Origin of the sequence: Halorhabdus sp. BNX81, assembly GCF_029229925.1 — an archaeon.
GTDB lineage: Archaea > Halobacteriota > Halobacteria > Halobacteriales > Haloarculaceae > Halorhabdus.
In genome coordinates this window covers 1,295,826-1,318,292 of sequence record NZ_CP107254.1, presented here as the reverse complement: position 1 = coordinate 1,318,292, position 22,467 = coordinate 1,295,826, and the positions used below count along the sequence as shown (strand labels likewise).

Sequence of the window (22,467 nt, the reverse complement as noted above, 5' to 3'; positions counted from 1 at the left end):
GTGACGTAAATCCAGCGAGTACGGATAGGCAGCCGACATGTCCGGGCGATCCGGGATCGAGCCGAGCGATGGTTCGACGGGTTTAAGTGTCGCTTTGGCGTCGTTTCAAAGGAGACAGGCAAGTGCCTGTTTCACTGACCCGTAGAAGCCCAACGGGCGTACTACGGAGGTGAACAATGGCAGATCAGGACATAGAGAACGCAGTAACTCGTGCACTCAGCGAGTCACCCGACCGGAACTTCCGTGAGACGGTGGACCTTGCTGTCAATCTGCGCGACATCGACCTTGACGATCCGTCGAACCGTATCGACGAGAGTATCGTACTCCCATCCGGGACCGGCCAGGAAACGACGATCGTGGTCTTCGCCGACGGCGAGACCGCACTCCGGGCAGAGGACGTCGCCGACGACGTCCTCGACGGTGACGATCTCGAAGACCTGGGCGACGACGAGGATGCGGCGAAGGATCTCGCCGAGGAGACCGACTTCTTCGTGGCGGAAGCCGCGCTGATGCAGGACATCGGTCGATACCTCGGGACGATTCTCGGTCCGCGCGGGAAGATGCCCGAACCGCTCCAGCCGGACGACGACGTCGTCGAAGTCGTCGAACGGATGAAAAACACCGTGCAGGTGCGGAGTGGTGACCGGCGGACCTTCCACACGCGCGTCGGCGCGGAGGACATGAACGCCGAGGAGATCGCCGACAACGTCGACGTGATCCTCCGGCGGTTGCATGCCGATCTCGAAAAGGGACCGCTGAATCTCGATACGGTGTACGTGAAAACGACCATGGGGCCGGCCGTGGAGGTGGCCTAAATGAGCGCCGAATCCGAGCGCAAGACCGAGCACATCCCCGAGTGGAAACGCGAGGAGATCGACGACATCGTCGGGATGCTCGAACGCTACGACAGCGTCGGCATCGTCGACATTACGGGCATTCCGAGCCAGCAGCTCCAGGACATGCGCCGGAATCTCTACGGCACCGCGGAGCTGCGCGTCAGCCGGAACACGCTCGTCGAGCGAGCGCTGGCGGACGTCGACAATGGCCTCGAACAACTCGTCGAGTTCGTCTCGGGCCACGTCGGCCTCATCGGGACCAACGACAACCCCTTCAGCCTCTATCAGCAGCTCGAGGCCTCGAAGACCTCGGCCCCGATCAACGCCGGCGAGATCGCACCCAACGATATCGTGATCACCGAGGGCGATACCGGGATCGATCCCGGGCCGTTCGTCGGTGAACTCCAGACCGTGGGTGCGAACGCACGCATTCAGGAAGGTTCGATCCAGGTGCTCGAGGACTCGACCGTCCTCGAGGCCGGCGGGGAAGTCTCGGCTGATCTGGCGAACGTCCTGGCCGAACTCGGCATCGAGCCCAAAGAGGTCGGGCTCGACCTGCGTGCGGTCTATGCAGAGGGCGTGCTCTTCGAACCAGAGGATCTCGAACTCGACGTCGAGGAGTACCGCAGCGACGTCCAGGCCGCGGCCTCGCGTGCACGGAATCTCTCGGTCAACGCCGTCTACCCGACGGCCGAGACCGGGCCGGCACTGCTCCAGAAGGCCCGCGGCGAGGCAAAGAGCCTCGGCGTCCAGGCATCCATCGAGAGTCCGGACCTCGCGGACGACCTCGTGAGCAAGGCCGACGGACAGGTACGCGCACTCGTGAGCCAGATCGACGACGACGAGGCCCTGCCCGAAGAACTACAGGGCGTCGAGGTCGACACTGCATCTGAGACAGCCACAGCGGAACAGGCAGACGAGCAATCGGAAGACAGCGACGCCGAGGATACCACTGACGAAGCCGAGGACGCAGCCGACGATGACGATGATGACGGCGACGACGGTGGCGACGCACTCGGCGAGATGTTCGGATAACAACGGAGGACAACAATGGAATACGTTTACGCAGCACTCATCCTGAACGAGACGGGCGAAGAGATCAACGAAGACAACCTGACGAACGTACTCGACGCGGCCGGCGTCGACGTCGAGGAGTCCCGCGTGAAGGCCCTTGTGGCCGCACTCGAGGACGTCGACATCGACGAGGCCGTCGAAGAGGCCGCCGCCGTCCCCGCAGCAACGGGTGGCTCGGCCGGCGGTGAAGTCGAAGCGGACGACGAGGCCGACGACGAAGCTGACGAAGCCGACGAAGCGGACGCAGCTGAGGAAGAAGAAGCCGGCGACGACGAGGACGACGACGCCAGCGGTGAGGGCCTCGGCGAACTCTTCGGCTAAGACTGACCACCGCAGTTTCGGCCCTTTTTGTGCGAACTGCTTTCCCGTCGAGTTACAGTATTCCGTTCGGCTGAGCGGCGACAGCAATATTGCTTAAAGATTGCAATACTATTTGGTCCGATAGAGTCCGGCCAAGACTGAGATTGTATAAAAGACCCAAATATATGGGATCGCCTCCTTACGAATATCCGAAATGGAGCGTTGATGGACAGATATAGAATATCGAATACCGGTTAAAATTGTGGATTATTAGCAATACTATGGGAACGCTTATGTGGATTCGGGTGATACACAGAATCGATACATGGCTGACGTCGACTTCCCGACACCGGCGGAGACAGCGGAGACGATCACCCCGGAGACCCTCAAATCCCGGATCGATGCCGGGGAGGCAGTCACGATCCTCGACGTTCGAATGGGCAGCGAGTACGAGGAGTGGCATATCGACGGGGACTCAGTCGAGACAATCAACGTGCCGTACTACGAGTTCCTCGACGACGATATCAGCGGCGACGTCTTTGACTCGATCCCCGACGATCGAACGGTTACGGTCGTGTGTGCGAAGGGGGAGGCCAGCGAGTACATCGCGGGCGTATTGAAAGCGCGTGGCTACGACGCCGAAAACGTCGCCAAGGGGATGAACGGCTGGGCGGAGATCTACGAGGCCGTCGAAGTCGAGGGTTACGACGGCCCTGGAACGGTCGTTCAGTATCAACGACCGTCCAGTGGCTGTCTGGGCTATCTCGTCGTCGACGGCGACGAGGCCGCAGTGATCGATCCGCTCCGTGCGTTCACTGATCGGTATCTCGACGACGCCGAGGACCACGATGCGGATCTCGTCTACGCACTGGATACCCACGTCCACGCAGACCACGTCTCCGGGATCCGTGCGCTCGCAGACGCGGGGGTCGAGGCAGTCCTGCCAGCGGCGGCGATCGACCGCGGCGTCGAAGACGCAGACCGTTTGACTGCCGCCGAAGACGGCGATGTCTTCACCGTCGGCGACATCGAGATCGAGGCGATTCACACGCCGGGCCACACGACCGGGATGACCTCCTACCTCGTGGGGGACGCGCTGCTCGCGACCGGGGACGGCCTGTTCGTCGAAAGCGTCGCCCGGCCGGACCTGGAAGCTGGCGATGATGGTGCCGAGGACGCCGCTCGGCAACTCTACGAGACATTGCAAGACAGGATCTTGACGCTCGACGACGACGTGCTGATCGCCGGCGGGCACACCAGTGATGCCGCGGAACCGGCCGCCGACGGCACCTACACCGCGCCGCTTGGTGACCTTCGTACGGAGATGGACGCCCTCTCGATGGACCGAGCTGACTTCGTGGAGTTGATCCTCGCGGACATGCCGCCCCGGCCGGCCAACTACGTGGACATCATCGAAACGAATCTGGGCCGTAAACAGATCGACGACGAGGAAGCGTTCACGCTGGAACTCGGTCCGAACAACTGTGCGGCCAGCCAGGATTCACTCGCCGGGGACTGATCGACGCACATGTTCCCGGACCCGATCGTCCTGTCGCTGTTCGAGACGCTGTTCCCCGAAGGAATCGCCCGCTACGCCATCGGCGGGCTGTTCGTCGGTCTCGGGACAGCCGTCATCTACGCAGCCACCGCCATCGCCCCCGGCGCGAGCACGTTCCTCGAATCGACGCTGACGTTCGTCTCGGATCGATCGCGCTTCCAGCAGTACCGCGCCACGCGTGACTGGCGGATCGTCTTCACCGTGGGGATCGTCCTCGGGGCAGCCGTCTACGCCCTCATCTGGCAGGGCGAGGTCTGGACGACCGACGTCCAGCCCTGGCGGCTCCTGGCCGGCGGGATCCTCGTCGGGATCGGCACACGCATCGGCAAGGGCTGTACGTCCGGACACGGCGTCTGCGGGATCGGCTCGCGCTCGAAGACGTCGCTGATCGGCGTGATCACCTTCCTGGGGGTCGCGATCGCAACGGCCCAGGTCGTCATGGCGCTGGGGGTGAGCCCCTGATGGCGGGCGCGAACGGACCTGACGGCGGTCGGCATCCGCTGTTCATGCCCGTGATTCTGGTCGGGGGCCTCCTCTTCGGATTCGGCCTCGCTGCGAGTAAGATGGCCCGGCCCGAGGTCGTCCTGGATTTCCTCCAGCTAACCGATCTCGGCCTGCTGTTCGTGATGTTCGGCGCGGCGGTCGTCTCCGGACTCGCCTTCGCGGTGCTTCCACGGCTTCGCGAGCGTGCGCCGCTGACCGGCGACACCTACGGCCGTCGACTGAAGTCCTTCGACCGGAACGTCCTTCTCGGCGGGGCCATCTTCGGCGTCGGCTGGGGCATCTCGGGCATCTGCCCGGGTTCGGCTTACGCGAGCGTCGGGATCGGCAACTGGCCGATTCTGATCGCGATCGCCGGGATGTTCATCGGCGCGTACCTCCAGGGCGTCTGGCGATCACGAACGAACTGACTGTTTCGCTTCGTCTTTTCCATGGAACCTGCCACGATAGCGCTGTTCGGCGTCGCGACCGTCTCGAGTCTCGGTATGGCCTGGGTGATCGGGGCCGGCTCAAGCGGCGCGACACCCTTTGCGCCCGCCGTGGGTGCCAATGCCATCTCGACACTCCGGGCGGCCCTCGTCGTTGGCGTCCTCGGATTTCTCGGCGCGGTGACCCAGGGCGGCAACGTCTCCGAGGCCGTCGGCAGTGGACTTATCAAGGGCGTCAGCCTCCCGCCGACGGGCGTCATCGCAGTCCTGTTGATCGGAGCAGGGCTGATGGCGATCGGGATCAAGACCGGCTATCCGATCGCGACCGCCTTCACCGTGACCGGGGCGGTGATCGGCGTCGGCCTCGCGATGGGGGGCGATCCGGCCTGGGCGAAATATGGGGAAATTGGCGCGCTGTGGGTCCTGACGCCGATCGGCGGCGGGGCGGTCGCCTTCGGGATCGCACGGACGCTCCCACGTCCGGACGTGCCCGAAGACGTGAGCGTGCCCATCCTGGCCGCGCTCGTCGGCGCAGTGGTCGTCAATCTGGAGTTCGCCTTCCTCGGCAGTGTCGGCGGGACGATCGCGACTGCGGGCGGGCGCGTGATGCCAGCCGGTCGCAGCCTCTCTGTCCCGCTCGTCACGGCGCTCGCCGCCGTCGCGAGTGCACTCGTCGTCCGATGGGATATTGCCCGCGACCTGACCGGCGGACTCCGGCGATTCCTGCTCGCGCTCGGATCGCTCGTGGCGTTCTCGGCCGGCGCGAGTCAGGTCGGCCTGGCCGTCGGGCCGCTGGTTCCCCTGTTCGAGGGGCAGTCGATGGTCCCGACGTTCGCCATCCTGCTGGGCGGCGGGTTCGGCATGCTCGTCGGGTCCTGGACCGGCGCGCCCCGGATGATCACCGCCCTCTCCCAGGAGTACGCCTCGCTGGGTCCACGGCGCTCGATCGCGACGCTTGTCCCCTCCTTTTTGATCGCCCAAATCGCTGTCCTGCTCGGCGTTCCGGTCTCGTTCAACGAGATCATCGTCAGCGGCATCGTTGGCAGCGGCCTGGCCGTCGGCGGAGCCGACGTCAGTGGACGAAAGCTGGGGGTGACTGTCCTTGCGTGGATCGGCTCGCTCGCGGTGGCGCTGGGACTCGGATACGGTGTCGCGACACTGTTCGTGGCGAGATGACCCAGGCGGCCGGTCACGTCCCGGTCATGATCTCGAAACGGGCACCGCCGGACTCGCTCTCGGTGACCGTGATCGTCCAGTCGTGGGCCTGGACGATCTCCCGGACGATCGCGAGGCCGAACCCGGTGCCGTCCTCGGCGGTCGTGAAACCGCTCTCGAAGACATCCACGCGCTCCTCCTCTGGGATGCCCGGCCCGTCGTCCGCGACGAAAAACCCGTTCTCGACATCCCCGACGGTGATAGTCACGTCCTCGCCGACGTGGTCGATCGAATTGCGGAAGAGGTTCTCAAGGAGCTGTCGGAGCCGGCTCCGTTCGGCCTGCAGAGTTACGTTCCCCTCCGTTCGAAGCGTCGCTCGCTCCGTCTTGACGGTCTCCCAGGACTCCGCGGCGATCGTCGATAGCTCAACGGCTCCCGTCTCGGTGACGGTCTGGCCGCCCTGTGCAAGCGTCAGGACATCGTCGATCAGCGCGTCCATCCGATCGAGGGCGTCCGCGACATCGTCCAGCTGGTCGCTGTTACACTCCGTCCGGAGCAGGTCGAGACGTCCCACCGCCACGTTTAACGGGTTTCGCAGGTCGTGGGCCAGGACGCTGGCGAACTCGTCGACGCGCTCGTTCTGGCGTTCGAGTTCAGTGGTGACCAGGCCGTGTTCGAGTTCGTAACCAACCCACTTGCTCATCAATCGAACGATGGTCTGCTCGGCGTCGGTGAACGGTTGCTCGCGCGGCTCACTCGAGGCAAAACAAAACGTGCCATACAGTTCACCGTTCGCAACGACTTTGCCACCAACGTAACTACCCAGTTCGAACACCTCGTAGGCGGGATCGCTTTCCCATCCGGCTTCGACGGCGTCAGCGATCACGAGTAAATCGTCGGCTTGTATCGTTTTGCGACAGTATGCCTCGGAGAGCGGACACGTCTCTCCAGGTTGGAGGAGCGCGTGATCGCCGTGTGCATAGACGATCCGCTGTGTTCCGGACTCCAAATCACCGTTCGGTCCCGGTTTGATCTGGGAGAGAAAGCCATACGCGAGATCCAAATGTTCACACCCCAGTTCGAGCAATCGGGTTACCTTCTGTTCGAACGACCGGTCGGTGTCGGCCGTGATCTCGTAGAGTTGCTGGAGCAGATCGACCGTCGCCTCGCGCTGGCGCTCCTGTTCTTTCCGTTCGGAGATATCACGGACAATCCCGGTAAAGCGATGGTCGCCGTCGATCGTCGTCTCGCCAAAGGAGATGCCCAGCGGGATTTCCGTCCCGTCGCGATGGCGACCCGGCAGTTCGATCCAGTCCCAGTCGAGTTGGCGCTGGCCGGCTTCGAGATACCGAGAGATCGCCGCCGTATGCTCGTCGTGAAACCGTTCGGGCATAATGGTATGGAGTGACTCGCCGACCAGTTCCCCTGGCGTATAGCCGAACAATTCTGTGATCGCATCGTTCGCATACTGAATAATGCTATCCTCGTCGATAGTCAGGACGCCAAGCGTTGTCTGCCCGGTCAGCGCCTCGAAGCGGGCCTCCGTGCGCTCGAGTTCTGCCAGACGCGCGCCGCCCGCAGCCGTGGAGAGCGAAGGTGGGGAATCGCCCGCTCGTCGTTGTCGACGCTGCTCGACGGCGGTGACGATCCGCGTTGCAAGTTCGCTGTAGGCGTCCGGCCCATCGGGCCGCCGTACGTAGTCCGTCACGCCCGCGGAAATCGCCTCGCTAGCGGCGGCCGGGGAGTCCACATCAGTGATCAAAACGAACGGGAGATCTGGATGGTCCGCCCGGACGGCCTCGAAGAACTCGATTCCGGTCGTGTCAGGGATGTCGTCGCTGGCGACGACACAATGGTACCCGGAAGCGGCGAGAGCGTCCACTCCAGCATCGGCGTCCGGCACACTCTCGATGGCGAGCCGATCGTCGACACGTTCGAGAGCCGTCGCCGGCGGGGTTTCCGCGTCCACGCTGCCCGCGACGAGGAGGACGCGGATCGTCTCGACCATATCAGGTTCACCCGCCGCCCGAAGTTAAACAGTTCGACGACGCCGAGAGGGCTGCTAGCCGGCCCGTCAGGCCACGCGCTTTGGCGGCACGACCAACACGTTGCCGTCTGCCTTTGCCACGACATCCTCGGAGACGCTCCCGAGCAGGAGTCGCCGGAGCCGACTGTGGCCGCGCGAGCCGACCAGCGTCGTCGTCGGGTCATATTCCCCTTCGGCGGCGAGGATCTCCTCGACTGGGTCGCCATCCCGAACCGCAATCCGCGTCTCGATGTCCCACTCCGCGAGTTGGTCGGCCAGTTCGTCGAGTTGCTCGCGAGGGGCGGCATCCAGATCCGGATCGGCGGGCGTCCGGACGTGTACCAGCGTGGCCTCCTTCGTCGCGTACCGCAGGTACGAGAACGCCTCGAAGGCCTCCTGGGCGTTCTCCGAAAAGTCCGTTGCGTACAGCATCCGTTCGAAGAGATGGTCTTCGAGCACGGCCGGATCTTCGGTCGCCCGCTGGATCCGGTTGACGAGCAGCGGTGTCACCGACGTCCGGGCGAGATTGCGGGCCGTCGAGCCGATCAGACGGTTCTCCAGCGGACTCGATCCCCGCGAGCCGACGATCGAGAGGCTCGCACCGACTGACTCCGCGATCCCGTTGATACGACGATGTGGCGTCCCACGGACCACGTGGGTTTCGACGCCGAAGCCGGCATCTTCGAAGGTTTTCCGATAGCGATCGAGCGCACGCTGTCGGCGCTTCTCGAAGTTCATTCCAGGCATGCCCGAGTGGACGTTCGACGGCACGACCGTCACGAGGTGGAACTCCTCGATGCCGATCCGGTCGAGACAAGCGAGACAGGTCTCGTTGGCGATCGTGGCTTCGCTCGCTTCCGAGAGGTCTGTCGCGTAGACGGCCTTCATATCAATCAGTTGGGCACGGGGAGTATAATATTGCTTCGGTCATTCAATACTACGTGGTGCCGGTGTGTGTCCACTCCCGAACTACTGAGGCCCCACGGGCCGGATAGCCCGGCACGGTCATGGGGTACCTTGGATCGAGGAACCAGTGAAAATATCCGGCATTGACGGCCTCGGTCGAATTTCGAGTTCGCTTTGGGGGCGGACCGGTGCGTCGGGGCAGTATATTCGCATAACTTCGAGAGATATCTCCGTCGGTTACGTGGCGGATACGCGTTTGTAATATTGTGCAATCGGTTCAAAAGCGTTTTATCCACCCATGGAGTAGGGAGTATTGAACGACAAACCATGATCCGCACACAACTGCCGCTGGTGGCGAGGGGAGACGCATGATCGGGCTCGGGTCGGGGGGCCAGTTACTGCAGGCCGGCGCGCTCGTGGGTGCGGTGTTGCTCGAGGCAGTCGTCCTCTATCTTGCCTACGGCGCGTTGTCGAGTGTCGTCGCCGAACCGCTCGTCGACCGCATTCGCACACTCTGACCAATGGAACTGTTCGGACTCGCCGCGAGCATGCTACTGCTGTTCGTCGGCTTTGGCTTCATGGTGGGCGTGCTGTTCGGCTTTTTCGGGATGGGCGGCTCCTTCCTCGTCACGCCAGCGCTGATGATCATGGGCTTCGAGACGACCACGGCTGTCGGGAGTGGGATGGCCTTCGTCTTCGGGACAGCCGTCATCGCGACGCTGAAGCACCGTGATCTCGGCCAGGTCGACTACAAACTCGGGGGGCTGATGATCGTCGGGACGACTGCTGGCATCGAAGTCGGTCGGATCGGCCTCTATTTCCTCCAGGATCAGGGACTGGCCGGCCTCATCGTCGGCGTCACGTACGTCGTCCTGCTGGGCGGAGTCGGGCTGTTCGTCACCCGGAACGCGCTCAAAGAAGGCGAGGAGAGCAGCGACGACCACCACGACGCTGACGCGGAGATCGATCCGGACGACATTCCGGACATCGCGAAGAAGATCCAATCCTACACTGTCCCGCCGATGATGACAATCGGCGGCGGCATCAAGGTCTCGCTGTGGATGGTACTCGGCGTCGCCTTCGCGACCGGGCTGCTCTCAGGATTCCTGGGGGTCGGCGGTGGCTTCATCCGGATGCCAGCCATGTTCTACCTGATCGGCGTGCCCGTCCCGATCGCCGTCGGGACCGACCTCTTCGAGATCGTCTTCTCGGGCGGGCTGGGCTCGTTCCTCTACGGACTGGAGGGCGGCGTCGACCTCTCGATCGTCGCGCCGCTCTTGGCGGGGAGCGCGCTCGGCGCTCGAATCGGGTCGACAGCCACCAGCCTGGTCGACGAAAGTGAGATCAAGATCTACTTCGGGCTGATGCTCGTCGGGGGCTCGATCGCGGTCGCGCTCCGCCAGGTCGGCAACGCCACCGGGATCGACGCCCTCCAGGTCGTGAGCTTCGGGCTCATCATGCTCGCCGCGCTCGCGGTCGGGAGTGCCGTCATCTACAGTGCAGTCAGCGCGCTTCGGGAAGACCCCGAATCGGCTGACGTGGCACCGGCGGACTGACTCCAGCGGGCCGCCATCTTGTCATAGATCGCCAGTACGCGCTTGCTGTCGAATCGACGCGGCCCGGTCGCGAATGGCGTCGCGTTCCTGATCGTCCTTGTCGTCCCAGTGGCTGTAGACCAGTCCCATCCGGTGGTTCGACCGGAGGCGATCCTCGTTGCGCCCCAGAAAGTCCCAGTAGAGTGCGTTGAACGGACACGCGTTCTCGCCAGTCGTTTTCGTCTTATAATACGGACAATCACCGCAGTAGTCGCTCATCCGATCGACGTAGTTGCTTGAGGCCGCGTAGGGTTTCGTCGAGAGGACATCGCTGGCGAACGTACCCATCCCGACGACGTTGGGCGTCGTCACCCAGTGAAAGGCGTCGACGTAGGCGGCGTGGAACCAGCGATTGAGTGCCTGGGGGTCGATTCCGAACGTCGTCGCGAAGTTCGAGAGGATCATCAGGCGCTCAATATGGTGTGAATACCCGCGACGGCGAACCCCGTCGATCACGTCGGCGAGACACGCCATGTCGGTTTCGCCGGTCCAGAAAAACGTGGGGAGCAGTTCGGTCGCATTCAACTGATTTGCGGTTCCCAACTCGTCGCGCTCCCGTCGATAGACGTGCCGGACGAACTCCCGCCAGCCAAGTACCTGCCGGACGACCCCCTCGACGCTATTGAGCGGTGCCTCGCCGCGCTCGTAAGTGTCGATCGCCCGCTCTATAACCTCGCGAGGGTGAACCAACCCGAGATTCAGGCTGGTCGAGAGCAACGAGTGGCTCATCGCCCACGACTCGCGTCGCATTGCATCCTGATACGGACCGAACTCCGCGAGGCGGTGCTCACAGAAGTCCGCGAGCGCTTCGAGTGCCTGCTGACGCGTCACCGGCCATCGAAACGGCTCCGGATCGGCCCACGAGCCGCCGTAGGGCGCTTCATCGTAGCTGCCGTCGAAGCGGTTGGCCACCCACGAATCCACGTCGCGAGTTATCTCGTCGAGATCGAATGCGGGTGCCGTGGGTGGCGTCCAGTCGTCGGGCGGCGTCTCGCGGTTGTCCTCGTCGTAGTTCCACTCGCCGCCGACCGGATCGCCGTCTTCCATCAGATATCCCGTTTCTCGGCGCATGTACCGGTAGAAATGCTCGTGGCGATAGCCATCGCTATCTTTGCCAGCCGTCCATTCATCGAAGGATTCCCGGGAGCAACAGAACAGATCGTTCGCAACGACTTCCAGGCGGCCGCCGGCGTCGCCGACGAGCGCCCGTACCCTGTCGATCCCACCGCCGGCCGGCCGCATGAGCGTCACTTCGTCGTCGGGGTACGCCTCGAAATACGCATTGAGTCCGTCGCCGAAGGTCTCCGTCCGATAATAGCGCACTTCCCGCCCGCGCTCGCGGAGCACGTCCCGGAAGTGTCGCATCGCGCTGAACACCAGCACCAGCTTGTGGGGATGGTATGGCAGGCGCTCGGCAAACGAGTGGGCCTCGATTAGCAGGACCGGTTCGTCGGGACGCTCCGCGACGGGCCCGTGCTCGGTTGCAAGTTGATCTCCCAGGACCCAGACAGTCACGGATGCACTCCCCGCGTTCGCATAGTACCGGGTCGGTGGCCGAGAAACGTAAATCCAACCCCGACCCACAAACCGGACCGATGCGATGGAGAGAGCCCAACACGGCGCTATCAGGTACCAGCGAGCGGCGAGTTCGACAGTGGCTGGCCCGCCAGAACCGACGTGGTATCCATGAGAAGCGGCTCCCCCAGTCGGTCGTGTGCGATCCTCCCAACGGGGCCGGTAACACTCACGTCACCATCTAACACCGACGTCCGCGAGCGCTTATACACCATCCGCTTCTACCGAGTACTGCAATCACGCAGTTTCATGGCCATGTCGCAGAAAGAAAATTATATAGCCGAAACCGAGATCGACGCATCGCTCGACGAACTCCCCGACGACGAAACCATCGAGGAGGCGGTGGCGAATCTCGAAGCCAACGGCTTCGACGTTGCGGTCGTCGACAGCGCCGCGGATGCCCTCGAAACGATCCAGTCGCACATTCCGGCGGGATCCACCGTGATGAACGGCCACTCGACGACCCTCGAGGAGATCGGATTCACGGAGTACCTCAGCGAGGGCGACCACGAGTGGGAGAGCCTTCCCGACGAGATCTGGAGCATCGACGACGACGCCGACCGACAGGCCGCACGCCGTGAGTCCCAGACAGCCGAGTACTTCCTCGGCGGGATCAACGCGGTCACACAGAACGGGGAACTAGTAGCGGCCGACCGTTCGGGGAGCCGAATCGGTGCCTATCCATTCGCCGCCGGGAACGTCGTCATCGTCAGCGGTGTGAACAAGATCGTCGCTGACCTCGACGCCGCGTTCGAGCGGCTCGAATCCGTCGCCTATCCCCTGGAGAACGAACGCGCCCAGGACGCTTACGGCGTCGAAAGCGCCATTGCCAAACAGCTCATTTTCCGACAGGAACTCGAAGACGGGCGAACGACCGTCGTCCTGGTTCGCGAGCAGCTCGGATACTGACACAGTCCGTCTTTACCGATCCTCCAGACCTCGCCAGCGTTCTACCGCCCAGATGTGTCAGACTGACCACTGCACAGCTGCCGGAAGGGGAGTTTTGTCGTCAGCAAGAACACGACGACGTGAAACGTGAACGGACGCGGCGGGATTCGAACCCGCGATCGAGAGGTTAGGAACCTCTCGCCCTGTCCCCTAGGCCACGCGTCCTACCGGAAAATGGGGTGAGGCCAAAGAAAAACTGTTGGGTTTGTGGCGTGCGATTCGACGCGCGCCAAACCGCTCAGTTGGTGCTCGTGCTGGTTTCGGAGTCGGCGTCAGCGTCAGCCGACGTCACGCCAGCATCGTCGGACGATTCGTCGTCTAGGGAACTGCCACTTTGGATCTCTTCGAGTTCTTGCTCGACCTGTTCACGTCCTTTCTGGAACTCGCCGATGGCCTGGCCACTCGACCGGGCAAGCTTTGGAATCTTGTTTGCCCCGAACAGGAGAACGGCGAGCAATAGGAGGAGGAGTACCTCCGCCCCGCCGGGAATGCCGGGTACTTGCAGGATTGTTGTTTCGAACATCGCTACCTGATTCTTACCTACTGTCTATTATAGTCTTTTTGCTAGTCGCCCCCTCGTTGGAACGCGCCCGGGGTCGACCAGCGGTCAGGGTTGTCGAGAGCGGTACACCTTTGCGGGACTCACCCGTAGCATGGAGCGCAATGGTATCAGAAGGCGACTCTGCACCGGACTTCACCGCACCACTCGCAAACGGCGATGTCGATTCGTTCACCCTCTCGGAACATCTCGACGAAGCCCCGCTCGTGCTCGCGTTCTTCCCGGGCGCGTTCACGAGCGTCTGCAGCCACGAGATGACCGCGTTCCGCGACCGCATCCAGGAGGTTGAGGAAGCCGGCGCGACGCTGTACGGCATCAGCGTCGACTCGCCGTTCGCGCTCAACGAGTTTCGTGACAAACTCGAACTGCCCTTCGATCTGATCAGCGACGCCGAAAAAGAGATCGTCGACGCCTATGATCTCACGATGGACTTCGACGACCTCGGCGTCTACGACGTGGCCAAGCGCTCGGTGTTCGTCCTCAACGCTGACGGCGAGGTCACCTACGCGTGGGTCAGCGACGACCCCGGCGTCGAGCCGGACTACGACGAGGTACTCGAAGCCGCAGCCGACGCAGCCTGACGCCGCACAGCCGACCGATTTTTCTCGACCCGGCCGCTGTAGCCTCTATGAGCAACGCGTCAGATGCCGGCAGTGAAGCTGAAAGCGCAGGTCGAATCTACGATCCGGAGGCGGAACATACGTTCCCCGACGAACGGCTCACGGAGGTTCTGGAATACGTCACGACGGATGCCGAAATCCAGGCGTACTTATCGGCACAGAACGTCAATCCCGTGACGCGCAAGCAGTACAACGACCACGGCGAAAAACACATCACGATCGTCCGGAACCGAGCGCTATGCCTGTACGACCTATTGAAAGCAGGCGGTGTGACGTTCAACGGCGCACGCGAACAGGGACTTGCGGAGGCTGACGAACCCGTCATCGTCGCTCTGGCCGCGACGCTACACGACATCGGCCACGTTGTCCACCGGGACGACCATCCCTACTACTCGATTCCGCTGGCAGCGGACCTACTGGACCGTATTCTGTCTGAGTTGCCGTTTTACGACATCGCCGAAGCGGTCCGGGTCAAGAGTGAAGTCCTTCATGCGATCCTCTGTCACGACACCGCGGAGGAACCACTGACACTCGAAGCCGGCGTCGTGCGGGTGGCTGATGCGCTGGACATGGAAAGTGGCCGGTCACGGATTCCGTACGAACACGGTGGCCGCGGGATCAACACCGTCTCCAGCCAGGCGATCGAGGCAGTCCACCTCCGGACCGGCGACGGAGTCCCCGTCCTCGTCGAAATCGAGATGACCAACGCCGCGGGCGTTTACCAGGTCGATAACCTCCTGAAATCGAAACTCCACAACTCCGGTCTCGAGGAGTTCCTCCGGATCGTGGCCATCAACACCCGCGAGGATACCGACCGGATCGTCGAGCGGATCGAATTGTGAAAGAGCCACACACCGAATCCAACACCGGACCGCTTTAGAGGGTCGACCCCCTCTATCCCATTGTTATGGGCTTCGGAAGCTACGATGAATCCGAACAGGAGAATCAGGCCAGTGGCTCGGACATCGACGACAGCGAGAGCGTCGACGTCGATGCGACCGACCACGATGGGGACGTGAGCTTCGAAGCGGACGCCTCACAGGACGAACTCCTGGACAAACTCCAGGACATGAAAGACTAAAAGCGCCTACAGGCTGTTCTCTATCCTCTTCTCTCGTATTCGTCCGCGAGTTCGTCGAGTGTCTCGTGATGCTCCGTCGTGTGTGGTGCCGTCAGCGGCGAGACGCTGACGCGATCCTCGATGACGGCCCGGCGGTCGGTCCCATCGGGATCCGGAATGGTGCCCTCTGCCATCCACTCCCAGATGCGATCGTGGAGTTCGATCTCGTCGCCGTTTTTGAGGGCCCCCATCTCGTAGACCCGTGAGGGCGTCGTGATCTCCATCGGTGCCGTCGCCTCGCCGTCGACGGCCAGCGGTGCGTTGACGTTGAGGTAGTCGGCCTCCTCGAAGACGTCCGATTCCAGCGCATGCTCGAGGAGATACCGGGTGGCGCGAGTCGCGTTCGCGTAGGACTCCGGTTCGTCCGTGAGTGGGTCCCACTTGTCGTCGTCCCGGACGGGGACGTACATCGAGACGGCGATGGCGGGAACCTCGAAGAACGTCGCTTCGACGGCTGCACTCACCGTTCCGGATCTGCCCAGGACATACGCCCCCAGGTTCGCACCGTCGTTACAGCCAGCCACGACGATGTCGACGTCGGGAACGAGGACTTCCATCCCGGCAACGACACAGTCCGCCGGCGTGCCGTCGATAGCGTAGCCGAGTTCGTGTTCAGTCACGCCGACGTTCGTGGATATCGACCGACCGACTGCACTCCGGTCGTCGGCTGGTGCGACGGCAGTTACGTCACCGACAGCGGAGAGCGCCTCGTACAGCGCCCCCAGACCGACGCTGTCGATGCCGTCGTCGTTCGTCAGCAGGATCGTCGGCTCGTCGTTCATGCGCGCACTCGGGTCGGCGGGCGCAAAAACCTTCCTCGCGGGGTGCCAGCGCGGAGCCGTCCGCCGTTCAGGGAACCGGCACGCTGTCGACGACTGTTTCGGCGTCGACGACCAGATTGTACGCCCCTTCGTCGTCGTTCCAGAGTGCCAGCGCGTTTTCGAAGGAGAGCAAGTCGCCGTACTGACTCGCGACCAGATCGCGATTGAGCGTCGACTCCCGGGTCAGGACGGCGAAGTGGTCGGTCCCCTCGCTGCCGTCGCCCACGAGAAAGAGCGGGTTGGCGTCGGGACCCGAGCGTAGATCCGGACTGAGCTTGATCCCGACGACGTCGACCCGGTCGGTGACATACCCGTCGGCGTCGGCCATTTTCATGACGCGTGATGCATCCGGCGTGTACTCGATCGCCGTCGCGTCGTCTTTCCGGAGGATCGAGTATGCGTACTGGACATCGGCGTTCTCGAACTCGCCGTCGTCATGGTCGGGATCGTCGCAGGCGTCCTCAAGCCGCTCCTGGAACGGCGGCACCGCCAGATCGGGCTTGCGATCGAACGACCAGCACTTCCCGGCGGGCGTTTCGCCGGGCCAGAGGCGCACGGTAGGCGCGTAAATCGTGTAGGTGTCCTCGACGGCTCGCTCGATCGTCCGAAGGCCGGTCGCCGTTCGCTTATCAGCAGGCGAAAGTCCCAGGATCGATCCGTCGGATTCGAGCGCGTCGGCGTACGTTCGGAGGACGGCCGCCGGGGAATCGAGTTCGTCGAGGACGTTCGAAAAGATGATCAGATCAAACGTGCCGGCCGGATCGAAATCCTCGGCGCGCTCGCGGTGGATGGTCGTGTGTGCGTTTCGTCCAGTTTCATCCAGCAGCTCCGAGAGGACATCGGCGGCGTCGCTGGGCTCGACGGCATGGTAATCGACGATTCCGCCGCCCTCACACACGAGATCTATGATCCCCAGTCCCGGACCGCCGACGCCGGCCCCGACATCAAGCACCCGGAGCTGTGTCGGCAAGCGGTCGGCGGCAAGCAATGGTTCCAGCGCGTATTGCCCGACGGCGTAGTAATCGGGGAGGTGATAGATCCCGTACGCAAGCGCGGTCACCCGGTCGTACGCGACGTCGGCTCCCTGGAGGTACGACTCCTTGATGGATCGGATTCGCGAGCGGAGTTGCTCACCGGATTCCCCATCCGGCCAGCCGGCCCCGAACTCCCCGACCAGCAGATTCTCGAGCACCCGGGCGTACCGCTCCGGGAACGCCTCGACCTGGTCGACAGTTGCGTCGAGCGGTCCCTCGGAAGCCGGCACGAAGGTGCCATCATCCCGCTCGCGGAGGCCGAGTTCGACGGCGGACTCCCGAATTGTCTGTTTGACGACGCCCGGATGGGGTCGTTGGGCCACGTACTCCTGGATCTCGTCAGGATCGATCGGCCGCACGTTCCGAAGGTACCGGACGCTATCCAGGATCGCGTCGCGCTGTTCGTCACTCATCGGTGCCCTCGTCCGGTCGAGCCGCTCGGTACAGTGCTTCGAACGTTTCGTCGTCGGCGTCGGCGAGCCGCTCGGCCGCCGCCGCCACGTCCTCGCTCCCCTCGAAGGCGGCCTGAATGTCGGCGTAGACGCGCGCCTCGCCGCCAGTGACGGTTTCGAGCAGGTCGAACAGCCCGGCGGAAATCGGCGTCTGGAATCGATCCGGGACCGATTCGCCAGCCAGACCGAACGCCAGGATCGCGGCGTGTGTCCTGGCCTGGACAGTCTCCATCGCCGCGTCGTGTTCTTCGGAGGTCGTCTCGAAGAGGTCGTTGCCGGCCGCCGCCAGGGCGTCACGAACCTGGTCCGTGACGGGACCCGATTCGTCAGCCACCAGCGGCACGTTTCCGGGGGCGTTCGCCGGGGCAAAGAGCGGGTGAAAACTGACGCGTTCACAGTCCGGGGCGTGGTCAGTCATCGCCGCGACGGGGTCGGCCATGATCCCCGCCACGTCACAGATCGCCCGTTTCGCGTTCGAAGCGTACGTTTCGATCGCGTCGACGGTCACCGGCATCGGCACGGCGACACAGACCAGGTCGAAGCGTTCTGTGGTGTCCGGAGAGACGGCTCGGCCGCCGACGGTCGCTGTCGCGGTCCGGGCCACCGCCGAATCGGTGTCGGCGAACGCAAAATCCAGTGAAGCAGCGGCGTGTTCGTCGAGAGTCCGGGCAAACCATTGGCCCATTTCCCCGGCCCCGACGACGAGTACGTTCATGCCACTTCGATACTCCGGGACGACCCAAAAGCAGTTCGCCTCGCCAGCCGGTGTCGTCAGCGAAATATAACGATCGATGCCCCTTCGAAAGCGCTAACACGCCCGAATAAATAGTCGGGGGCATGAAGCGCGTCCGCTTTCGTGACCCGGCAGGAACGATTCGGGGGGGACGGTGGGTCGTCGAAGAGGGGCAAGCGTACGTTACGACTGCATTAGGGGATCCCGCGTCCATCCCAACGGACGACCGAACGTACCCGGCCGAGGATGTCGACGTGTTGCCACCCTCACAGCCGACGAAGATCGTCTGTATCGGACGCAACTACGTCGATCACGCCGACGAGCAGGATGCCGACGTTCCCGATCGTCCGTTGCTCTTCTTGAAACCGCCAAACACGGTGGCGAGCCACGGCTCGACGGTCTCGCTTTTGGCCGGCAAGGAACGCATCGACCACGAGGCCGAACTCGCGGTCGTCATCGGCGAGACCTGCCACGACGTGAGCGAGAGCGAGGCCGAGGACGTCATCGCGGGCTATACTTGCTTCAACGATCTCTCGAACCGCGACGATCAGCGCGTCGAGACCAACTGGGTCCGCGGCAAGGCATTCGACAATGCCGCGCCGATGGGGCCTGTACTGGCAACGCCGGAAGAAGTCCCGGCGGACGCGAGCATCGAACTCCGGGTCAACGGCGAGACTCGCCAGTCGGGCAGCCGTGAGGACATGGTGTTCTCGGTGCCCGAGTTGATCGCCGAGATCACCGACTACATGACGCTCGAACCCGGCGACGTGATCGCGACGGGCACGCCATCCGGGGTCGGGCCACTCGAAGACGGTGACACCGTCGAAATCGAGATCGAAGGGATCGGGACGCTCGAACACGGCGTTCACATCCCCGAGTGACGACTCGCCAGCAGACACTGACGCCACGGAGACAATGGAACAACTCGACGTCGCGGACGGGTTCGACGTGCATGAGTACCGTCACGGACTCAAGTTGTTGAAGGACGATCGGGAGACGACGCACCTCGAAAATCGCGAGGGGTTCGGGTGTCCAGCCTGTGGCCGTCCCTTCGAACGGTTGCTCATTTCCGAAAAGCGGATGCACACGTTCTCGTCTCCGCCCGGGCCGTTCTGTCTGGTTCGGACGGACGAGCAGTTGCTTGTGCTGACTCACCAGGAGTGACGCAGTCTCCCCGGAAGGCAAACTGTTAGGGGCCGGGCTGTCGAGTGTAGGGGCATGGCAGCGGTAACTGACCTGGTCGAGCGCCTCCGCAGCGGGGAGCTCCGGCTGTACGAACTCGAAGAGATAGCCGATCCGGACGACGCGACTGCCGCCCGCCGGCAGTACATCGCCGAGGAGACCGACGCCGATCTAGAGACAGTCGGCTCGTACTCGATCGACGCCGCCGACGCCGAGCCCAACATCGAGAACATGATCGGGACGGTCCAGATCCCGATGGGTGTCACGGGACCGCTCCCGGTCGACGGCGAGGCGGCCGACGGCGAGTACAACGTTCCGCTGGCGACGACCGAGGGTGCGCTGGTCGCCAGTGTCAATCGCGGCGTCACGGCGATCCGGGACGCCGGCGGATCGACCGCCCGTATCATGAAGTCGGGGATCACCCGCGCCCCCGTCTTCAGCGTCGCGGACGTCGGCGAGGCCAAGGAAGTCGCCGACTGGGTCCGCGAGAACGAGGCCGAACTCGCGGCGGTCGCCGAGGACACCGACCCGCATATCGCCTTCGAGGACGTGACGCCGTACGTCGTCGGCGACTCGGTCTTCCTCCGGTTCCGGTACGACACCGGCGACGCCATGGGGATGAACATGGTGACTATCGCCAGCGAGGCGGCGAGCGAACTCGTCGAAGCAGAAACGCCGGCGGAACTGGTTGCACTTTCGGGGAACCTCTGTTCCGATAAGAAACCGGCGGCGATCAACTCCGTCGAGGGACGGGGCTATACGGTCGCGGCGGACGTGTTCCTCCCAGAGGACCTCGTCGAGGACACCTTTCATACGACCAGCGAGGCGATCGCGGCGGTCAACACGCGGAAGAATCTCGTGGGGAGTGCAAAAGCCGGAAGTCTCGGGTTCAACGCCCACGTCGCCAACATCGTCGGCGCGGCCTTCCTCGCGCTGGGCCAGGACGAGGCCCAGGTTGTCGAGGGATCGAACGCGATCACGAGCCTCGAAGCCCGCGAGGACGGCCTCTACGCCAGCGTAACGCTCGCCTCGCTCGAAGTGGGCACCGTCGGCGGCGGGACGGCCCTGCCGACCCAGTCCGAAGCTCTCTCGATCCTGGGAGTCGCCGGCGGCGGCGATCCAGTCGGCTCGAACGCCGAAGCACTCGCAGAGATCATCGCGACGACCGCGCTGGCGGGCGAACTCTCCTTGCTGGCCGCGTTAGCTTCCCGGCATCTCTCCAGCGCCCACGAGGAACTCGGTCGGTGAACGGCAGCCCCGTAGCTACAGAGCGACGATCAACGCGGAAATGCTCACCCGTCGTCGGCCTCAGTCGTTGCCTCGGCCGTGTCGTCGACAACAACGGCGTAGCCGTATCCAGTAGCGATGAGAAAGAGGCCACTGAGCGCGAGGAACAGTCCACCGACGACGGCGAACAGGAGGGGTGACTTCGCGAGCGGTGCGAGAAAGACGAGTGTGAACCCGGCCGCCCCCGACAGTGACCCGACACCAGTCCGGTATCGCCCTTTCGTTGCCGCATACAGCCCCCACGTTCCCAGCCCGATCGCGAGGACGCCCGCAATGACGCTCAGTACCTCGTAGCTCCCGAGGCGAACGCGAAGATCAAGCGCGAATGCACCGGCGGCAACGACACCCGCAATGGCGAGTGCGATCCCGCAGATCAACGGCTCGATGGCCATCGGGTCGGTCGACTCACGAGTACTCACACCCCCCAATTGGTACCCGATCCTCTTGAAACTGTGCGAAAATCGGCGATTGCCGGGACGATCCACGGGCTCACCTTCACTTTCGCCGTGGGCGGACGGCTGAGCGGTTTATGTGCCGCCCGCAAACACCAACTCGGCGGCCGTCGGCGAGCACCGGCGGGCGTCCCCAGAAGTGAGACACATGGCCACCAAAGACAACTCGATCCCCGGACGCATCCAGCCCTGGCTCGGCGTGATCAAGCGCTCGTTGACGATCCTGTTGCTCGCCTACGGCGTGCTCAGGGCACTCGGCATCGCATAGCGTCCTCAAACGAGACGATACGTCCCCCGATTTTCGCTGACGTCGCCGGCTCTGAGGAGGGATTGAAGCGCTCGCTGGGTATAATCCTCGGGCACCCCATGTTCGGCGGCGTATTCGACGACTGCATCCTCGTCCGGGTCGTCCAGCTCGGCGAGTGCCGTACGGACGATTTCCTCGCGGCTGGTCGATCCGCCGGCCCCTTCCGTTGCGCGTCGACCCGCGTCGGCGGCCTCGTTGCTATCGACGCCCTTCGATTCGAGATACGTGTCGTGATCGATCACGTCCTCGTCGATTCGAGTCTCCATCTCGGCGTAGGAGTCCAGTCCGTCGAACGCCTCGCCCAGATCCTGGCGTTCGGCGAGCATCGCCGCGCGAGCCTGCCGGGCAGCGTCGGCCGTTTCGGTCTGTGCGAACTTCCGGAGGAGGTCGAACTGCCGGCGCTTGCCACATCGTGGACACTGTGAGGTTTCGGGTCGCCCCTCGATCACCCACAGCGCGCTGCACTCCGTACACCCGACCACCGAGTACATGGCCGTCATCTCCGACCGGACGGGCTTGAATCCTCCGCTCGGTCTATCGACTTGGCCATCTTCACGTGCGTGATGCCGGCCTCCTCGAACTCGTCGCTGACCTGCTCGTAGCCCAGGTGCTCGTAGAAATCGACGACGCGAAGCTGTCCATGGAGTATCAGCCGCGTTAGTCCCTGTCGTCGCGCCGCGGCCTCGACGGCGTCCATCAGTTCTCGGCCGAGTCCCTGGCCTCGGTAGGACTCCAGGACCGCCAGGCGTTCGACCTTGCCGACGCCGGCCTCGGGTTCCCGGAGTCGCGCCGCGCCGACAGGGTCGCCGTCGGCGTAGGCGACGAAGTGAGTGGCCTCGTCCTCGTGGTCGTCGATCTCGATGTCCGGATCGACGCCCTGCTCCTCGACGAAGACGGCAAAGCGGACGTCGTAGGCGTCCTCGCGGTCGCCGTCGACCTCGATGCGGTAGTCGGTGGCGGTCATTCTCGTGACGGAGCAGCGTAGGCGGTGACGGTCA

Annotated in this window: 26 protein-coding genes and 1 tRNA gene; 16 read left to right on the top strand and 11 right to left on the bottom strand. The window is 63.6% G+C overall.

What is annotated here, in order from left to right:
* Positions 1–176 precede the first annotated feature (176 nt).
* The 7 genes from HBNXHr_RS06595 to HBNXHr_RS06565 all read left to right on the top strand — a co-directional run bounded on the left by HBNXHr_RS06595 (position 177) and on the right by HBNXHr_RS06565 (position 5,873).
* The gene (locus tag HBNXHr_RS06595) at positions 177–815 is read left to right on the top strand and encodes a 50S ribosomal protein L1 (RefSeq protein ID WP_275883614.1); all 639 of its coding nucleotides are present in this window, start codon (positions 177–179) and stop codon (positions 813–815) included.
* Entirely contained in the window at positions 816–1,871 is a 1,056-nt protein-coding gene (locus HBNXHr_RS06590; RefSeq protein ID WP_275883613.1) for a 50S ribosomal protein L10, read from the top strand.
* Positions 1,872–1,886: 15 nt separating this feature from the next.
* Positions 1,887–2,231 (top strand): 50S ribosomal protein P1, encoded by a 345-nt coding sequence (gene rpl12p / locus HBNXHr_RS06585; RefSeq protein ID WP_275883612.1) that lies wholly within the window; start codon positions 1,887–1,889, stop codon positions 2,229–2,231.
* A gap of 304 nt (positions 2,232–2,535) precedes the next feature.
* Positions 2,536–3,729 (top strand): MBL fold metallo-hydrolase, encoded by a 1,194-nt coding sequence (locus HBNXHr_RS06580; RefSeq protein WP_275740595.1) that lies wholly within the window; start codon positions 2,536–2,538, stop codon positions 3,727–3,729.
* A 9-nt stretch (positions 3,730–3,738) separates the two neighbouring features.
* Positions 3,739–4,230 (top strand): YeeE/YedE thiosulfate transporter family protein, encoded by a 492-nt coding sequence (locus HBNXHr_RS06575; RefSeq protein ID WP_275740593.1) that lies wholly within the window; start codon positions 3,739–3,741, stop codon positions 4,228–4,230.
* On the top strand, positions 4,230–4,679 hold the full coding sequence (locus HBNXHr_RS06570; RefSeq protein WP_275883611.1) for a DUF6691 family protein: 450 nt from the start codon (positions 4,230–4,232) through the stop codon (positions 4,677–4,679). Before HBNXHr_RS06575 ends, HBNXHr_RS06570 begins: the two co-directional genes overlap by 1 nt.
* A 21-nt stretch (positions 4,680–4,700) precedes the next feature.
* Positions 4,701–5,873: an inorganic phosphate transporter gene (locus tag HBNXHr_RS06565; RefSeq protein ID WP_275883610.1), complete on the top strand. Its 1,173-nt coding sequence runs from the start codon at positions 4,701–4,703 to the stop codon at positions 5,871–5,873.
* A 13-nt stretch (positions 5,874–5,886) separates the two neighbouring features.
* Here HBNXHr_RS06565 and HBNXHr_RS06560 read toward each other — a convergent pair whose 3' ends face one another.
* Both HBNXHr_RS06560 and HBNXHr_RS06555 read right to left on the bottom strand, forming a co-directional pair.
* Positions 5,887–7,860 carry a PAS domain S-box protein gene (locus HBNXHr_RS06560; protein ID WP_275883609.1) on the bottom strand — a complete coding sequence of 658 codons (1,974 nt, stop codon included), beginning with the start codon at positions 7,858–7,860 and terminating at the stop codon, positions 5,887–5,889.
* 66 nt (positions 7,861–7,926) lie between these two features.
* Complete coding sequence (locus HBNXHr_RS06555) at positions 7,927–8,766, bottom strand: universal stress protein (protein WP_275883608.1); 840 nt, start codon at positions 8,764–8,766, stop codon at positions 7,927–7,929.
* A 386-nt stretch (positions 8,767–9,152) separates the two neighbouring features.
* On the opposite strand from HBNXHr_RS06555, the gene HBNXHr_RS06550 reads away from it, so the two are divergent.
* Together HBNXHr_RS06550 and HBNXHr_RS06545 are read left to right on the top strand one after the other, a co-directional pair.
* Complete coding sequence (locus HBNXHr_RS06550; RefSeq protein ID WP_275883607.1) at positions 9,153–9,302, top strand: hypothetical protein; 150 nt, start codon at positions 9,153–9,155, stop codon at positions 9,300–9,302.
* Positions 9,303–9,305: 3 nt separating this feature from the next.
* On the top strand, positions 9,306–10,340 hold the full coding sequence (locus HBNXHr_RS06545) for a sulfite exporter TauE/SafE family protein (RefSeq protein WP_275883606.1): 1,035 nt from the start codon (positions 9,306–9,308) through the stop codon (positions 10,338–10,340).
* Positions 10,341–10,361: 21 nt separating this feature from the next.
* Here HBNXHr_RS06545 and HBNXHr_RS06540 read toward each other — a convergent pair whose 3' ends face one another.
* The gene (locus HBNXHr_RS06540) at positions 10,362–11,894 is read right to left on the bottom strand and encodes a cryptochrome/photolyase family protein (protein WP_275883605.1); all 1,533 of its coding nucleotides are present in this window, start codon (positions 11,892–11,894) and stop codon (positions 10,362–10,364) included.
* 315 nt (positions 11,895–12,209) lie between these two features.
* Between HBNXHr_RS06540 and HBNXHr_RS06535 the strand changes: the two genes are divergently transcribed.
* Entirely contained in the window at positions 12,210–12,863 is a 654-nt protein-coding gene (locus tag HBNXHr_RS06535; RefSeq protein WP_275883604.1) for a lactate utilization protein, read from the top strand.
* 131 nt (positions 12,864–12,994) lie between these two features.
* Here HBNXHr_RS06535 and HBNXHr_RS06530 read toward each other — a convergent pair.
* A tRNA-Arg gene (locus HBNXHr_RS06530) sits at positions 12,995–13,067 on the bottom strand.
* Between the two features lie 73 nt (positions 13,068–13,140).
* Positions 13,141–13,425: a twin-arginine translocase TatA/TatE family subunit gene (tatA, locus tag HBNXHr_RS06525; RefSeq protein ID WP_275740577.1), complete on the bottom strand. Its 285-nt coding sequence runs from the start codon at positions 13,423–13,425 to the stop codon at positions 13,141–13,143.
* Positions 13,426–13,565: 140 nt separating this feature from the next.
* On the opposite strand from tatA, the gene HBNXHr_RS06520 reads away from it, so the two are divergent.
* The 3 genes from HBNXHr_RS06520 (at position 13,566) to HBNXHr_RS06510 (ending at position 15,162) form a co-directional block, all read left to right on the top strand.
* Positions 13,566–14,042: a redoxin domain-containing protein gene (locus HBNXHr_RS06520; RefSeq protein ID WP_275740576.1), complete on the top strand. Its 477-nt coding sequence runs from the start codon at positions 13,566–13,568 to the stop codon at positions 14,040–14,042.
* Between the two features lie 47 nt (positions 14,043–14,089).
* Positions 14,090–14,923 carry an HD domain-containing protein gene (locus HBNXHr_RS06515; protein ID WP_275740574.1) on the top strand — a complete coding sequence of 278 codons (834 nt, stop codon included), beginning with the start codon at positions 14,090–14,092 and terminating at the stop codon, positions 14,921–14,923.
* A gap of 65 nt (positions 14,924–14,988) precedes the next feature.
* Entirely contained in the window at positions 14,989–15,162 is a 174-nt protein-coding gene (locus HBNXHr_RS06510) for a DUF5786 family protein (RefSeq protein WP_275740572.1), read from the top strand.
* Between the two features lie 20 nt (positions 15,163–15,182).
* On the opposite strand, the gene surE is transcribed toward HBNXHr_RS06510, so the two are convergent.
* From surE to HBNXHr_RS06495, 3 genes are all read right to left on the bottom strand, one after another.
* Complete coding sequence (gene surE / locus HBNXHr_RS06505; RefSeq protein WP_275883603.1) at positions 15,183–15,983, bottom strand: 5'/3'-nucleotidase SurE; 801 nt, start codon at positions 15,981–15,983, stop codon at positions 15,183–15,185.
* 67 nt (positions 15,984–16,050) lie between these two features.
* Positions 16,051–17,469: a methyltransferase domain-containing protein gene (locus HBNXHr_RS06500; RefSeq protein WP_275883602.1), complete on the bottom strand. Its 1,419-nt coding sequence runs from the start codon at positions 17,467–17,469 to the stop codon at positions 16,051–16,053.
* Positions 17,462–18,223 carry a prephenate dehydrogenase/arogenate dehydrogenase family protein gene (locus tag HBNXHr_RS06495; RefSeq protein WP_275740566.1) on the bottom strand — a complete coding sequence of 254 codons (762 nt, stop codon included), beginning with the start codon at positions 18,221–18,223 and terminating at the stop codon, positions 17,462–17,464. Before HBNXHr_RS06495 ends, HBNXHr_RS06500 begins: the two co-directional genes overlap by 8 nt.
* Positions 18,224–18,345: 122 nt before the next feature.
* Between HBNXHr_RS06495 and HBNXHr_RS06490 the strand changes: the two genes are divergently transcribed.
* From HBNXHr_RS06490 to hmgA, 3 genes are read left to right on the top strand one after another with little or no spacing between them, the layout of a single operon-like run.
* Positions 18,346–19,122, top strand: coding sequence for a fumarylacetoacetate hydrolase family protein (locus HBNXHr_RS06490; protein WP_275883601.1), 777 nt, complete (start codon positions 18,346–18,348; stop codon positions 19,120–19,122).
* A gap of 34 nt (positions 19,123–19,156) precedes the next feature.
* On the top strand, positions 19,157–19,405 hold the full coding sequence (locus HBNXHr_RS06485; RefSeq protein WP_275740562.1) for a flagella cluster protein: 249 nt from the start codon (positions 19,157–19,159) through the stop codon (positions 19,403–19,405).
* A gap of 54 nt (positions 19,406–19,459) precedes the next feature.
* The gene (gene hmgA / locus HBNXHr_RS06480; RefSeq protein ID WP_275883600.1) at positions 19,460–20,671 is read left to right on the top strand and encodes a hydroxymethylglutaryl-CoA reductase (NADPH); all 1,212 of its coding nucleotides are present in this window, start codon (positions 19,460–19,462) and stop codon (positions 20,669–20,671) included.
* A gap of 44 nt (positions 20,672–20,715) precedes the next feature.
* Here hmgA and HBNXHr_RS06475 read toward each other — a convergent pair whose 3' ends face one another.
* The 3 genes from HBNXHr_RS06475 to HBNXHr_RS06465 form a co-directional block, all read right to left on the bottom strand.
* Positions 20,716–21,129: a hypothetical protein gene (locus tag HBNXHr_RS06475; protein WP_275883599.1), complete on the bottom strand. Its 414-nt coding sequence runs from the start codon at positions 21,127–21,129 to the stop codon at positions 20,716–20,718.
* Positions 21,130–21,435: 306 nt separating this feature from the next.
* A complete protein-coding gene (locus tag HBNXHr_RS06470; protein ID WP_275883598.1) occupies positions 21,436–21,960 on the bottom strand; it encodes a DUF5817 domain-containing protein in 525 nt (174 codons plus the stop codon).
* A gap of 5 nt (positions 21,961–21,965) precedes the next feature.
* Entirely contained in the window at positions 21,966–22,433 is a 468-nt protein-coding gene (locus HBNXHr_RS06465; RefSeq protein WP_275883597.1) for a GNAT family N-acetyltransferase, read from the bottom strand.
* Positions 22,434–22,467 lie beyond the last annotated feature (34 nt).

Coding starts and splice junctions, on each gene's coding strand:
- HBNXHr_RS06595 (WP_275883614.1), top strand. CDS start 177: ATGGCAGATCAGGACATAGAGAACGCAGTAACTCGTGCACTCAGCGAG.
- HBNXHr_RS06590 (WP_275883613.1), top strand. CDS start 816: ATGAGCGCCGAATCCGAGCGCAAGACCGAGCACATCCCCGAGTGGAAA.
- rpl12p (WP_275883612.1), top strand. CDS start 1,887: ATGGAATACGTTTACGCAGCACTCATCCTGAACGAGACGGGCGAAGAG.
- HBNXHr_RS06580 (WP_275740595.1), top strand. CDS start 2,536: ATGGCTGACGTCGACTTCCCGACACCGGCGGAGACAGCGGAGACGATC.
- HBNXHr_RS06575 (WP_275740593.1), top strand. CDS start 3,739: ATGTTCCCGGACCCGATCGTCCTGTCGCTGTTCGAGACGCTGTTCCCC.
- HBNXHr_RS06570 (WP_275883611.1), top strand. CDS start 4,230: ATGGCGGGCGCGAACGGACCTGACGGCGGTCGGCATCCGCTGTTCATG.
- HBNXHr_RS06565 (WP_275883610.1), top strand. CDS start 4,701: ATGGAACCTGCCACGATAGCGCTGTTCGGCGTCGCGACCGTCTCGAGT.
- HBNXHr_RS06560 (WP_275883609.1), bottom strand. CDS start 7,860: ATGGTCGAGACGATCCGCGTCCTCCTCGTCGCGGGCAGCGTGGACGCG.
- HBNXHr_RS06555 (WP_275883608.1), bottom strand. CDS start 8,766: ATGAAGGCCGTCTACGCGACAGACCTCTCGGAAGCGAGCGAAGCCACG.
- HBNXHr_RS06550 (WP_275883607.1), top strand. CDS start 9,153: ATGATCGGGCTCGGGTCGGGGGGCCAGTTACTGCAGGCCGGCGCGCTC.
- HBNXHr_RS06545 (WP_275883606.1), top strand. CDS start 9,306: ATGGAACTGTTCGGACTCGCCGCGAGCATGCTACTGCTGTTCGTCGGC.
- HBNXHr_RS06535 (WP_275883604.1), top strand. CDS start 12,210: ATGTCGCAGAAAGAAAATTATATAGCCGAAACCGAGATCGACGCATCG.
- tatA (WP_275740577.1), bottom strand. CDS start 13,425: ATGTTCGAAACAACAATCCTGCAAGTACCCGGCATTCCCGGCGGGGCG.
- HBNXHr_RS06520 (WP_275740576.1), top strand. CDS start 13,566: ATGGTATCAGAAGGCGACTCTGCACCGGACTTCACCGCACCACTCGCA.
- HBNXHr_RS06515 (WP_275740574.1), top strand. CDS start 14,090: ATGAGCAACGCGTCAGATGCCGGCAGTGAAGCTGAAAGCGCAGGTCGA.
- HBNXHr_RS06510 (WP_275740572.1), top strand. CDS start 14,989: ATGGGCTTCGGAAGCTACGATGAATCCGAACAGGAGAATCAGGCCAGT.
- surE (WP_275883603.1), bottom strand. CDS start 15,983: ATGAACGACGAGCCGACGATCCTGCTGACGAACGACGACGGCATCGAC.
- HBNXHr_RS06500 (WP_275883602.1), bottom strand. CDS start 17,469: ATGAGTGACGAACAGCGCGACGCGATCCTGGATAGCGTCCGGTACCTT.
- HBNXHr_RS06495 (WP_275740566.1), bottom strand. CDS start 18,223: ATGAACGTACTCGTCGTCGGGGCCGGGGAAATGGGCCAATGGTTTGCC.
- HBNXHr_RS06490 (WP_275883601.1), top strand. CDS start 18,346: ATGAAGCGCGTCCGCTTTCGTGACCCGGCAGGAACGATTCGGGGGGGA.
- HBNXHr_RS06485 (WP_275740562.1), top strand. CDS start 19,157: ATGGAACAACTCGACGTCGCGGACGGGTTCGACGTGCATGAGTACCGT.
- hmgA (WP_275883600.1), top strand. CDS start 19,460: ATGGCAGCGGTAACTGACCTGGTCGAGCGCCTCCGCAGCGGGGAGCTC.
- HBNXHr_RS06470 (WP_275883598.1), bottom strand. CDS start 21,960: ATGTACTCGGTGGTCGGGTGTACGGAGTGCAGCGCGCTGTGGGTGATC.
- HBNXHr_RS06465 (WP_275883597.1), bottom strand. CDS start 22,433: ATGACCGCCACCGACTACCGCATCGAGGTCGACGGCGACCGCGAGGAC.